Annotated in this window: 8 protein-coding genes; 5 read left to right on the top strand and 3 right to left on the bottom strand. The window is 43.3% G+C overall.

Annotated features, from left to right (window positions below):
• The first annotated feature begins 5 nt into the window (after positions 1 to 5).
• From rpsJ to M8998_RS07975, 5 genes are all read left to right on the top strand, one after another.
• Positions 6 to 311 (top strand): 30S ribosomal protein S10, encoded by a 306-nt coding sequence (rpsJ, locus tag M8998_RS07955; RefSeq protein WP_066753028.1) that lies wholly within the window; start codon positions 6 to 8, stop codon positions 309 to 311.
• A gap of 123 nt (positions 312 to 434) precedes the next feature.
• Positions 435 to 1,034 (top strand): sigma-70 family RNA polymerase sigma factor, encoded by a 600-nt coding sequence (locus M8998_RS07960; protein WP_249992040.1) that lies wholly within the window; start codon positions 435 to 437, stop codon positions 1,032 to 1,034.
• 126 nt (positions 1,035 to 1,160) lie between these two features.
• Positions 1,161 to 2,123 (top strand): FecR family protein, encoded by a 963-nt coding sequence (locus M8998_RS07965; protein WP_249992041.1) that lies wholly within the window; start codon positions 1,161 to 1,163, stop codon positions 2,121 to 2,123.
• A gap of 145 nt (positions 2,124 to 2,268) precedes the next feature.
• Positions 2,269 to 5,841 carry a SusC/RagA family TonB-linked outer membrane protein gene (locus M8998_RS07970; RefSeq protein WP_249992042.1) on the top strand — a complete coding sequence of 1,191 codons (3,573 nt, stop codon included), beginning with the start codon at positions 2,269 to 2,271 and terminating at the stop codon, positions 5,839 to 5,841.
• Positions 5,842 to 5,853: 12 nt separating this feature from the next.
• The gene (locus M8998_RS07975) at positions 5,854 to 7,623 is read left to right on the top strand and encodes a RagB/SusD family nutrient uptake outer membrane protein (RefSeq protein ID WP_249992043.1); all 1,770 of its coding nucleotides are present in this window, start codon (positions 5,854 to 5,856) and stop codon (positions 7,621 to 7,623) included.
• A gap of 75 nt (positions 7,624 to 7,698) precedes the next feature.
• Here the strand turns inward: M8998_RS07975 and M8998_RS07980 are convergent, their stop codons facing one another.
• The 3 genes from M8998_RS07980 to M8998_RS07990 form a co-directional block, all read right to left on the bottom strand.
• The gene (locus tag M8998_RS07980) at positions 7,699 to 8,349 is read right to left on the bottom strand and encodes a hypothetical protein (RefSeq protein WP_249992044.1); all 651 of its coding nucleotides are present in this window, start codon (positions 8,347 to 8,349) and stop codon (positions 7,699 to 7,701) included.
• 188 nt (positions 8,350 to 8,537) lie between these two features.
• Entirely contained in the window at positions 8,538 to 10,751 is a 2,214-nt protein-coding gene (locus M8998_RS07985; RefSeq protein WP_249992045.1) for an NADP-dependent isocitrate dehydrogenase, read from the bottom strand.
• A gap of 53 nt (positions 10,752 to 10,804) precedes the next feature.
• Positions 10,805 to 13,897, bottom strand: a complete 3,093-nt coding sequence (locus M8998_RS07990) for an efflux RND transporter permease subunit (protein ID WP_249992046.1) — start codon at positions 13,895 to 13,897, stop codon at positions 10,805 to 10,807.

Below are 13,897 nucleotides of genomic sequence, written 5' to 3' on the forward strand. Positions count from 1 at the left end.
ATACAATGAGCCAAAGAATCAGAATCAAATTGAAATCTTACGATTACAACTTGGTTGACAAATCAGCTGAGAAAATCGTAAAAACAGTAAAACCTACAGGTGCTGTAGTAAGCGGACCTATTCCATTGCCTACAGAGAAAAAAATCTATACCGTTTTACGTTCACCACACGTTAACAAAAAAGCGCGTGAGCAGTTCCAATTAAGTGCTTACAAAAGACTATTGGATATCTACTCTTCGAACTCTAAGACTGTTGACGCATTGATGAAACTTGAATTGCCTTCAGGCGTTGAAGTGGAAATCAAAGTGTGATCGATTTTCAATCTGAAAAAACTAAAAGCTTCCAGTCCAACTGGGAGCTTTTTTCGTATATAGGTATTTGCAGTTTGTAACAAATATTATATATATTTATCACTACGTAATTATAAACTACTTATGCAGACCTGCGATCTAACCAATCAAACGCTGCTGTCCTTGTTAAAAAAAAGCGATCACGGCGCATTCGAAGAGATTTACCGGCGCTATTGGCGATCACTATTCAGGCAGCTTCATGCTAAATCCGGTAATATGGAATTAGCCGAGGAGCTGACGCAAAAAATCTTCGTCTCCCTTTGGGAACGGCGAGCAGAACTGAATATTCAACACCTACCCTCCTACCTCGACGCGGCAGCGCGCTTTAGCTTCATCAATCATATCAAATCGGTGATCAAGGCAGAACGTTTTGCCCACTTTAAGAAATCAGAAGATGATCCGCAACAGCAAAACAACTGTATTGACCCGCTTTCTGCTAAAGAACTAATGGGACAATTATACGACGGATTAAAACAATTACCGCCCAAAACTAGGCAGATTTTTGTGATGAGCCGAATTGAATACCAATCTGTCAAAAAAATTGCCCACGCTTTACAGCTCTCTGAAAAAGCGGTCGAATACCACATTACGAAATCCTTAAAAGCATTACGCATAGTATTGCGCGATTACCTAACCATAGGTGCGCTCACCATTTGGATCAGCGCACCTTATCTATTTTCCTGATTAAAAGAAATAAAAAAATTATCTTCTTTTTTTAGGGATATACCTTTCCTGTGCTACTTATAGTGTAGATGGCAAGATCTTGATATGTCATCACTGACCTTTACACATTATAAACTGACTTTTCTGATGAGTCGTAAACAATTTAAAGACATTTTGCAGCGGTATCTGCAAGGTACTTGTACGCTCGATGAGACGCGTATGATAGAGAAATGGTATGACATGCTGCCCGAAAAAGAAAAATTATCTTTAAGCAAAGAAGATTACCAAGCAATGGAAGAACGTCTTTGGCAAAAGATTTCTCAAGCCACCCCAATTTCCAAGCCTATCATCAAGATGCCGAAAAAATCGTCCAATTGGATCGCTGTGGCAGCAGCTATCTTACTTCCTGTGCTGGTATTTACATTTTGGTGGCCAGCCTCTCCTTTGGAAGTGGTAAGCAATGCGGGAACAGACACACTGCAGGTAGATCTACCAGATGGGTCTACAATAAGGTTGCTGCAAGGGGCTAGACTAAGCTACACCGCTAACTTTTCACCAAGAAAAGTAGCTCTCGTGGGTAGCGCCATTTTCCATGTCGCTTCCGACCCACTTCGCCCCTTTTCCGTCTTGCACGGAAAAATGACCACTGAAGTATTAGGCACGGAATTCCTCATACAGGATATGGATACAGACGAAAGTGAAGTGATCGTATACTCTGGCAAGGTACAAGTAACGCATACCTGCCGGGACGTATCTCTAGTGCAACGCATTTTCACAAAACCTAGGCCCGTAGAGCTAACCATAAATCACCGCGCAGTATTTAATAAGAAAAGAGAAACATTACAAGCGACCATCGTAGAAAAACCAAAGGTAGTAGTTACAGATCAGGCAATACTTGCACAAGTGCGTTATCAGGCTGTTGATCTTGCCGTATTGGCCAACAAACTTAGTAAAATCTATGAGCTAGATATTCGGGTAACACCACCCCATAGGAGCACCACATTCACGGGTGATTTGGATAACCTGACGCTCTTCGAACAACTGGATCTGATCTGTGCCGTTACTGCCACACGCTATGTAATTCACGATCGTAAAATCTCCATTCTATAAACCACTAACAAATAAACACATACTTATGATAAAAACAGAAACTCAAATCTTATCCGGCAGTCCTCTTATCTGCCGAGAAAATGGCAAACCAACAGATATATATCTGACCGAGAAATCCGAGTGGTAAACATCAAAACCAATCATTATGAACTTCACAAAATACAGTTCCAAAAGGAACGCAATGTATAGCACAGCACTCCTCTGTGGCTGGCTATTCATGGCGCTGGTGGTCGGGGCAAACACGCAAGCTGCGGAAAGCAAAAACCCAACCACCCAAAAAGTGACGCTGACAGAGAAAAAAATCAGTCTGCAACGCACGATTAATGAAATCGAAAAGCAGACACAAATCCAATTTGTCTATAGCCCATCGGTACTACAAACAACGCGTATGCTCGATCTGAAGACCACAGATTGGGTGCTGGGGCAGCTACTAAATCAGATACAGGCTGACTTGAACGTCCAATACAAATTAGAAAAAGAAAAAATCTTATTGATGCGGAGTACAGCACAAAGCAGTATCCGCGGAAAAGTAGTAGATGCTACGAGTAAGCAAGCAATTCAAGGTGTTGGAATCACCGTGAAAGGCACTAACATCAGTACACGCACAGAAGAAGACGGGAGCTTCGAGATTGTGGCAAAGGTCGGCGACGTACTCGTATTTGACTATATAGGTTATACCCAAAAAGATGTTCCTGTAACATCTGCGACCGAGAGTTATACCGTACAGCTTAACGAGTCTACCAGTAACTTAGATGAAGTTGTGGTAACGGGTTACGCTACACAAAGGCGGAAAGACCTCACCAGTGCTGTTTCGGTAGTGAATGTTTCGGAAATGAACCGCCAGCCATCTGGCCAGATTAACAATCAGCTGCAAGGACAGGCATCTGGTGTTACAGTGGTCGGCTCCGGACAACCAGGACGGGAACCGGAAGTCCGTATTCGCGGTATCAATACGTTTGGCAATAACTCGCCTTTATACGTAGTAGATGGAATTCCGATCCAAAATATTGTCGATTTAAACCCGAACGACATTGATCAGATGCAAGTGTTGAAAGATGCCGGTTCGGCCTCGATATACGGAGCCCGCGCTGCCAATGGAGTAATTATCATTACTACTAAAAAAGGAAAGCAGGACGGAGAAGTACGCGTCAATTACGACATGTTCTACGGCAGCCAGCGCCCGATCCGAGGCAATATTTGGGACATCGCTTCCCCATTGGATAATGCTCGCCTAACATTTCAGGCTCAGCGCAACAGTGGTGTAGCAGTTGGCAATGATTTATATGGAACTGGTGCTGAGCCACGTTTGCCAGATTACATTGCTCCACAAGGAGCGATGGAGGGCGATCCCAGAGTCAATCCAGCACTCTACAATGTCAATCCTAATTATTTCGATAGAAACCCCGGAGGTTTCTACAGGATTAATCGTGCTAACCATGCCGGTACAGACTGGGCAGACGAAATTTTCAGCAATGCGCCTATTATGAGTCACAATATTGCTGTGAGCCATGGAAATGAAAAAGGAGCATTTCTTTTCTCCGCCAATTATTTCGATCAGGAGGGTGTGCTGAAAAACACGTATATGAACCGTTATACGATTCGGGCAAACTCCAACTACAAAATTGGTAACCGAGTACGCATTGGAGAGAACATTACCTACGCGTTGCGCCGATCTCCACAAACGGAAGAAGGGTCTCTTACTGACGGATTAGGAAATGATGGTATAGGAGAATTGGACGAAGGTAGTTCAATTGGAATGAGCTTTCGTCAGGCTCCCATCATTCCGGTGTATGATATTATGGGAAATTATGCCGGAACGGCTGGCGGTGGATTGGGCAATGCACGAAATCCAGTGGCTATCGCCGATCGTACGCGTAATAACCGCAGCCAAAATAACCGCCTCATCGGTAATGTATTTGCTGAGGTAGATCTTTGGAAAAACTTCACAGCTCGTACTGTATTTGGAGGGGAGATCAATTCCGGACATTCACAGCGTTTCATATTTCCACAATACGAAAACTTGGAAAATGAGGTAGCTAATGCCTACACGGAAAATTCTGTGAATGCGTGGAACTGGACCTGGACTAACACCATCAACTATAAGCAAAACTTCAACAATATTCATGACATCTCTGTAGTATTAGGTACGGAAGCGTATCAGGAGAATTTTCGTTTTATGGAAGCCACTACACAGGGATATTTAACATTCGATCGTGATTTTGTCGATCTAAACACTGGGTTTGGTGCACAGACTGCACGATCTGCACGGGATGCTTCGATGTTGTCTTCTTTAATTGGACGTGTTGATTACAACTTCAAACAAAAATATCTGTTGGGATTAACATTACGCCGTGACGCATCCTCCAAATTCCTAAATAACCAATCGGGTTGGTTTCCTGCAGTAAGTGCAGGATGGCGCATATCGGACGAAAACTTTATGGCGGAAACGAAAAGCTGGTTAAATGACTTCAAGATTCGAGGTGGATATGGGGTAATGGGAAATCAACTCAATGTCAACTCCCGCAATTCCTTTAACACTTTTGTGGGCGTGCGCCGCTCGTCTTATTATGATATCACGGGTTCTGGAAACAGTACAGTATTGGGCGTACAGCCATTTCGTATCGGCAATCCTGATGCACGTTGGGAGAAAAACATCAATACCAATGTTGGTTTCGATGCGACCTTATTTTCTCGTCTAGAATTAAACGTAGACTATTACACCAAAGTTATTGACGACCTATTGTACAACCCCGAGCTACCGGGCACAGCTGGACGCGCTACACAGCCATTTGCCAATGTGGCTCGTATGAAAAACTCCGGATTAGACGTGGCAATTACTGGAAATTTTGATCTAGGACCAGATTTAAAATTAACCACCACAGGTACCTTAACGACCTACAAAAATGTGATCCAAAGCGTTTCTCAAAACAGTGATTATTTCGATGTAATTGGATCACAATACCGCTTTAATGGTAGTTATGTAGTACGGAATTCTGTAGGAAACCCGATGGGTTCTTTCTTTGGTTATCAAACAGACGGCTTCTGGAACTCACAGGAGGAGGTCAATGCGGCAAATGCGAGAGCTAGAGAATCCTCAGGCAATCCAGAAGCGCTCTATCAAACAGATATTGGCGTTGGTCGCTTCCGCTATGCAGACGTCAATGGAGACGGTATCATAGACGCTAACGATCGCACCGTGCTAGGCAATCCGAATCCAACCATGAGTTATGGTTTGAATTTAGGGTTGACTTACAAAAATTGGGATTTTACTGCATTTTTCTATGGGGTCGCTGGGAACGACATCTGGAACAACGTGCGTTGGTACACCGACTTCTATTCTTCGTTTAATGGTAGCGCAAACAGTAATACCGCGGTCTATGACTCATGGACACCAGAGAACATGAACGCGAAAGCACCTATACAAGAGTTAACCAGTTATGCCAGTACGAAAGACGTACCTAACTCCTATTTCGTGGAGAAGGGAGATTATCTGCGCCTACGCAATGCGGCTTTAGGCTACACCCTTCCAGAGGAGTGGTTAACACGTGCCAAATTGAAGCGCGTACGTGTGTATGTACAAGCGGCCAATATTTTCACGTTAACGAAATATTCGGGTCCAGATCCTGAAATTTCTGGTTCAACCACGGCTTTTGGTATTGATCAGGGTACATACATCACGCCACGCCAAATACTATTTGGATTAAATGTTGGGTTTTAAACACACGGTATTATGAAAACGAAATTATTATCAATTATACAATGGGGAGTATGCACCAGTCTGTTGATTACAGGTTGTAGCAAATCGTTCCTAGAGCAAGCTCCCTTGGGAGAATTGAGTGAAGAGCAGCTCAGCAATAAAGTGGGAGTCAACTCTTTATTAACCGGTGCCTACTCTGCATTAGCAGCTGCACGAAACGACGATGGTTTAGGTGGCGGTGGCCCATGGGAATCGTCTCCAGACAACTGGATTTATGGCAGTGTCGCCGGCGGTGAAGCGCATAAAGGAAGTGATGGCGGCGATCAACCTGCCATCAACCAAATTGCACGATTAACACAAGACGCCAGCAACGGATTTTTCAACAACAAATGGAAATCCTCTTTTGAAGGGGTGAGTCGTGCCAACCAGACGTTACGATTCTTAGATCTTGCCACCGATCTTACGGATCAGGAAAGACTAGAAATTTCGGCTCAGGCTCGCTTTCTACGTGCACATTTCTATTTTGATTTGAAAAAGATGTTTAATCAGGTGCCGTGGGTGGATGAGAACAGTGAAAGCTACTACCAGCCCAACACCGCGGACATTTGGCCACAAATACAGGCAGATTTTGAATATGCTTTCGCGAACCTCCCGGCCACATTTGCGGAGGTGGGTCGTGTCAACAAGTGGGCTGCAGCTGCATATTTAGGTAAAACACTGTTGTATCAGAAAAAATTTGCGGAGGCTCGTACCGTATTTACAGATGTAATCACTAATGGGGTGACTGTAAACGGCATTCGCTATGACTTAGTGCCTTTTAAAAACAACTTTGATGCAGCCACAAAGAACAACGCTGAATCGGTTTTTGCCATTCAGATGGTCGCTAATGATGGCACCAATTCGATCACTTTTGCCAATTCTGGAGGAAAGCTAAACTTTCCGTACGAAAGTCCTTTTCGCTGTTGCGGATTCTATCAGCCAACACAAGATTTGGTGAACTCTTATCGTACCTCGCCTACAACAGGTCTTCCATATCTGGAGAACTATAATAGCACAGCAGTGAAGAATGATATGGGCATAGCATCTACTAGTGCATTCACACCAGATGTTACAACACTCGATCCTCGACTGGACTGGACTGTGGGTAGAAGAGGCATCCCATTTCATGATTGGGGACTGCATCCTGGACGTAGCTGGATTAGGGAGCAAGTGAGTGCGGGGCCGTATAGTAATAAAAAGAACATTTACTGGCAGGCCACACAGGATATCTATTCAGACCAAAGCTCTTGGGCCCCCGGTACTGCGATTAATGTGTTGGTAATTCGCTTTGCGGACGTGTTGTTAATGGCTGCTGAGGCGGAGGCACAAAGCGGATCCTTAGATCAGGCGTTGACGTATGTTAACCGGGTTAGAACACGTGCTGCAGACCCTGCTGGATGGTTGTATAGTTATATTAACAACAGCGCGCCTTTGGCAGGATTTAACAATACACCGGCAGCAAATTATGTAGTTAATCCTTATCCGGCTGGGTATTTCAGTTCGCAGCAATTAGCATTGAACGCGATTTATTTTGAGCGCAAGTTAGAGTTGGCTATGGAAGGACATCGTTTCTTTGACTTATCTCGTTGGGGTATTTTGCAGACAGCAATGAATGCCATCTATCAATATGAGGGTACCATTACAACTGATGTTCGGGGTGCAAGTGCCATATCTCGCACGAATTATTTCCCAATTCCACAGAATCAAATTGACTTAAGTGTCATCAATGGTTCAGCAACATTAACACAGAATCCGGGATATTAGTATGAAGCGATAAAAAGGAAAGCCCGGCTATTATTTTAGCTGGGCTTTCCTTGCTAAAAAACTTTACAGATTGTATTAAAACTTAAACGTCAGACCGAAGCTTGCTGTCTCGAAAAAGTTGTCAAAGACATTGAGATTGGTATCGAAAGTAGACGTAGAGGTACCTTGGTTATTCCCATAATTCTCTGTTGGCTTAAATGTGGCATATGAGAGCACATTAGCAAATAAGAAATTAATTGCGACGCGCTCTGTAAGGAAGAAATTTGCCCCAATCCCCGCATTGGCTCCAAACCCCCTTTTTTTGCTTTCCAACGGATTAAACCCTATAGCGTTATAGAAGTAAGTGTGGCTTCCATAACCAGTACTAAGCTCCGTATATGTTTTAAAACGGCTTCCTACTTCCAAAAAGTAGTATCGACCGAATACTCCTAATTCAAAAGCATTAAGTTTGTCCTGCTCTTCCGAAACCGCTCCTACACGCTCAGTTAGTTTTTCTCTTCCTATCCCTAAAAATAATCCAAGTGCAAAACGATCACTCAAGAATAGGCCCGCTTTCGGAGTAAAATTAAAAGAAGATTCCTTTCTACCAGCAAGCCGGTCATTGACGGTGCTAGATTGAAAACTTCCTTCTAAAATTACGTTTCCTTTTTGAAATCCAAAGTCCTGAGCCGTACCAATGAGAGCGAATCCAGCTAGCGCGGAGATGGTCAATAATAGTTTCTTCATAATTGTTTAATAATTGTTAGTATTAGTCGCGAAGATACATATTTTAGCTACAAAAGGAAATTATTAGCAAGGTTTCTTAAACAGATATAAATAAAGAAGTCCGGCGATATCGCCGGACTTCTTACGTCTATTATCAGAGTAATCGCTACATGATACAAGTAACAAACCTCATAAAATATCACAATAATCTACAGATTATCAATCGCTTCATTCAAGGTGGCCGAAGGGCGCATCGCTTTTGAAACTAGCTTATCATTTGGATAGTAATATCCGCCGATCTCCTGTGCTTTACCTTGCGAAGCGATCAATTCTTCATTAATCTTCGCTTCGTTATCCGACAAATTTTTCGCGATGTTAGCAAAACGCTCCGCTAATTCCGCATCCTTTGTTTGCTTGGCTAAAGCCTCTGCCCAGTAGCTGGCTAGATAGAAGTGTGATCCTCTATTATCTAACTGACCTACCTTACGTGCCGGCGATTTGTCATTCGCTAAGAATTTCGCGTTTGCTTCATCTAAAGCATCTGCTAATACCTGAGACTTTTTATTGCCTTGTGTCTGCGCCAAGTGCTCGAATGATGCCTGCAAAGCCAAGAATTCACCTAAAGAATCCCAGCGTAAATAGCCTTCTTCTACAAATTGCTCTACATGTTTCGGTGCTGAACCGCCTGCACCTGTTTCGAACAGACCACCACCATTCATCAATGGTACGATAGAAAGCATTTTGGCCGAAGTACCCAACTCTAAAATTGGAAATAAATCCGTTAGGTAATCCCGTAATACGTTGCCCGTTACGGAAATGGTATCTTCTCCTTTGCGGATACGATCCACAGAGAATTTCGTGGCTTCGATAGGTGCCAATATCTGTATATCTACATCGCTGGTATCATGATCTTTCAGATAAAGCTCTACTTTCGCAATAATCTCACGATCATGTGCGCGGTCTTTATCCAACCAGAATACTGCTGGCGTATCCGATAATCTTGCTCGGTTTACCGCTAGCTTCACCCAGTCCTGAATAGGAGCATCTTTAGTTTGGCACATGCGGAAGATATCGCCTTCTTCTACAGCCTGCTCCAACAATACGACCCCTTCACTATTGACCACACGGATAGTCCCTTTTTCTGATGCTTGGAAAGTTTTATCGTGCGATCCGTATTCTTCTGCCTTTTGCGCCATCAAACCCACATTGGGAACTGATCCCATCGTAGTGGGGTCGTATGCGCCATTGGCTTTACAATCTTCAATAACTGCTTTATATACTCCCGCATAAGAGCGATCAGGAATAATCGCTAAAGTATCGCGTTCTGCACCCGATTTATCCCACATCTTACCGCCAATACGAATCATAGCTGGCATGGATGCATCTACAATTACATCTGATGGTACATGTAAGTTGGTAATTCCTTTATCTGAATTCACCATCGCCAAATCGGGCCCCGCCGTGATTGCTGCTTCGATAGCTGTCTTCACTTCACTCTCCTGTGCGTGACCAGCAATCTTGCTATACACTTCACCCAAACCGTTATTGGTATTTACACCCAATTCCGCGAATAATGATCCAAATTGATCAAATACATCTTTGAAGTATACTTCTACAATAGCGGCAAATATAATTGGGTCAGAAACCTTCATCATCGTCGCTTTCAAATGTGCCGACAACAAAATACCAGAAGCTTTCGCCTCCGCCATTGCAGCTTGTACAAAAATCTTCAATTTAGATACACTCATCACCGAAGCATCAATGACTTCACCGGCTTTTAGGTTTGCAGCACCTTTTAGCTCTTTCGTGCCGCCATCTATTCCCACGAATTCAATTTTGAAGGAGGTATCTTGATCCAACGTGATCGATTTTTCGGAGCCATAAAAATCGCCTTCAGACATCGAAGTCACTTCCGTCTTGCTATCATTGGCCCAAGTTCCCATGCGGTGTGGGTTCGCTTTCACGTAGTTTTTTACCGCTCTCGGTGCGCGACGATCAGAGTTTCCTTCTCGCAGCACTGGATTTACCGCCGAACCTAACACCTTGGCATAGGTTGCTTTTATTTTTTCCTCTTCTGCATTCGCAGGAGCATCTGGATAATTCGGAATAGCATAGCCTGCTTTTTGCAACTCGGTAATCGCAGATTTAAGCTGAGGTACCGAAGCAGAAATATTAGGCAATTTGATAATATTAGCATCTGGCGTTGTAGCCAGTTGGCCTAACTCTGCTAAAGCATCTGGTGTTTTTTGAGATTCGGACAAAGAATCATTGAAATGTGCCAAGATCCTTCCTGCAAGGGAAATATCTTTCAATTCTACCTCAATATCGGCTGTTTTCGCAAATGCTTGAACAATCGGCAGGAATGAATAAGTGGCCAACAATGGCGCTTCGTCTGTTTTTGTATAAATAATTTTAGATGACATAGTATCTTTTTTGTAATTGCCCTAAAGATAACAAAATCATTATAAATAGCCCGCTATCGATGCGTTTTACGATGGGCAAAATAGAAAACTACTGGTAGAATGGTAAACGAAAGAATCAAGCAAATCAATAAACCTCCAACAATCATAATGGCCAGCGGCTTTTGTATTTCTGATCCCATGCCTGTAGACAATGCTGCCGGAAGTAAACCCATAGAACCCATCAACGCAATCATTACCACTGGACGAATACGACTTCTCACTCCTTGTTGAATCGCTTCGATAAGACTGTATCGCCGATTCAGATTGTCCCGAATTACACCAATCAGTACAATACCATCAATAGTGGCTACGCCGAATAAAATGATAAATCCTATTCCGGCAGAAATTCCAAAAATGGTGCCCGTAACCCAAAGGGAAATAAAGCCGCCAATAAAAGCGAACGGCAACGTGAGTGCAGCCACAGCGGTATCGGTAAAGTTGCCAAAGTTGAAGTACAACAATAGTAAAATCAGCACCAGCGACACAGGCACTACCAAGCTCAATTGCTGAGCTGCACGCTCCTTACTTTCGAATTCTCCGGCCCACTCCATGTGATTCTCCTTAGGTAGCTTTACCTCTTGCGCTACGACGCGTTTGGCTTCTTCGATAGTGCTACCGAGATCGCGTCCTTCTATGCTAAAGCCTACACCAATGTACCTGCTATTGCCTTCACGATAAATAAAAGCCGGACCAGTATGATAATCTACGGTAGCAATCTCTTGCAGTGGAATATTTTGCCCGTTACTGGTAGGAATTAATATGTTACGGATTTTTTCTGGTGTATCACGATAGCCTTCTTCGAAACGTAAAACTACATCAAACTGCCTATCTCCTTCATAGAATTTGGTAGCTGCCTGCCCGCCAATAGTCATCGCGATTACGGCCTGCACATCGTCTGTAAACACCCCATATTTGGCCATTTCAGAATCGTGAAGCTGGATGCGTAACTCCGGCTGTCCAATGTTCTTGTACACGTTAATATCCGTAATGCCTCTTACCTTTTCAATAGACGCAGCTACCTGATTGGCATAGCTTTCCAAATCATTAAGCTCATCCCCAAAAATTTTAATCACCAACGAACTTTTCACTCCGGCCACATATTCTTCTACATTATCTTGTATGGGCTGGCTAAAACCGAAATTAATTCCAGGATAGCGATTAAGTTTTTCTCGTAGATTTTGAATGATCTGTTCTTTGGATACACCACCTTCCCAATCACTTTCATCCTTGAGTTGTACATTAAATTCAATGTTGAAAAAACCAGTGGGATCTGTACCATCATTGGGCCGACCTGTTTGCGTGAGTACAAAATCGATTTCCTGACAACTTTCGCGCATGATCTGCTTCATTTCTTTGGTGAGTCTGGTTGATTCTTTCAGACTGATGCTGTTAGGTAGCGTAGCTCGAATATAAATCGCTCCCTCATTGAGCTGTGGTAAAAATTCGGAACCGTAATGCATAAACTTCAAGACGCATAAGCTCAAAATACCAATAAAGATGGCTATCGTTGCCTTCTTATAACGGAATGCAGCATCGTATAAGCCATATATATTTCGCTGAAAAAAGCGTGTAATCGTATTTTCTTTTTCTTCGATATGCTTGGTAAATAACAACTTACACATCGCTGGCACATAGGTTAAGCTCAAAATTAGAGAGCCAAACAGCGCATAGCCAAGCGTAAACGCTAAAGGAGAAAACATCTTACCTTCTACCTTCTGGAAAGAGAATATCGGCAGCAAGGCAACGATCAAAATGAGCAATGCGAAGAAAATATAGGATGCTACACTCCCTGCACTTTTCTTAATGATTCCCATTTTGCTCATCTTCGCAAAGCGCTCTCTACCCACCCTATGAGACACGGTTGCTAAGGCAACAAATACGGTTTCTACGATTACCAGGGTACCCTCCAGCAACAAGCCAAAATCCAGCGATCCCATAGAGATCAGATTGGCAGGCAGACCCTGAATCTTGAGCATGATAATCGCAAACAGAAAAGCTAATGGGATAACGGATGCGACAATGAAGGTGGACTTCCAATTATACAGGAATATGAACACAATCAGCGATACGAGAAGCACGCCTTCAATCAGGTTTCTTGATACAGTATGGACCGTGTTATCAACTAGTTTGGTACGGTCGATAACCGTTTCCATATGTACGTTTTCTGGGAGGATGCGGGTGTTTAGTTCTTCGATTTTTGTTTTTAATCGCTCGATTACTTCATTCGGATTCTCTCCGCGCAACATAATTACAATACCCTGCACTAGGTCATCTTCGTCATTATAGCCGACTTGCCCTAATCTCGGCTTATTTGAAACGACTACATCAGCGACATTCTTGATCAATACCGGTGTGGAGCGGTTCAACTTGATGGTGATGTTTCCAATATCTTCGATCTTGTCCAAGAGCCCTACACCACGAACTACGTAGGCTTGGTCTCCTCGCTGTATAACGTCTCCACCGACATTAATATTGGAGCGCGCTACGGCTTCGTAAACATCCAGTGGAGAAAGGTCAAAGTTTTTTAATTCCGTCGGATTGATCTTGATTTCATAAATCTTTTCTTCGCCCCCAAAGCTGACTACATCAGCGACGCCTGATACACTAAGAAGCTCTCTTTCGATCACCCAATCCTGTATAGCCGAAACTTCCTTAATGGGCAGGTCGCTCTTGATTACATAGCGAAATATCTCTCCAGTTGCGCCAGAAGGTGGTTCAATTTCCGCATCTACATCCTCTGGCAGATTTACACCATTCAATTTATTCGCGACATATTGTTGTGCATAAAAATCATCTACACCATCTTCAAACTGTACGGTGACTACCGAAAGACCAAACAAGGAGATAGAGCGTATGTGTGACTTCTTTGGAATACTGTTCATTTCCTTGGAAATGGGCAAAGTGACAAGCTTCTCCATCTCTTCCGCACTTCTGCCGGGCCATTGCGTGATGATGCGGGCACGTGTATTAGTCACATCTGGAAATGCTTCTATCGGTGTATGACGTAAAGCATAGACACCTGCAAAAAGCAGTAGCATCGTACCAAATAAGATGAGCGTGGTGTTACGCAGTGAAAAGGTAACAATCTGTTGTACAAACTTCTTCAT

Origin of the sequence: Sphingobacterium sp. lm-10 (assembly GCF_023554555.1) — a bacterium.
Lineage (GTDB): Bacteria > Bacteroidota > Bacteroidia > Sphingobacteriales > Sphingobacteriaceae > Sphingobacterium.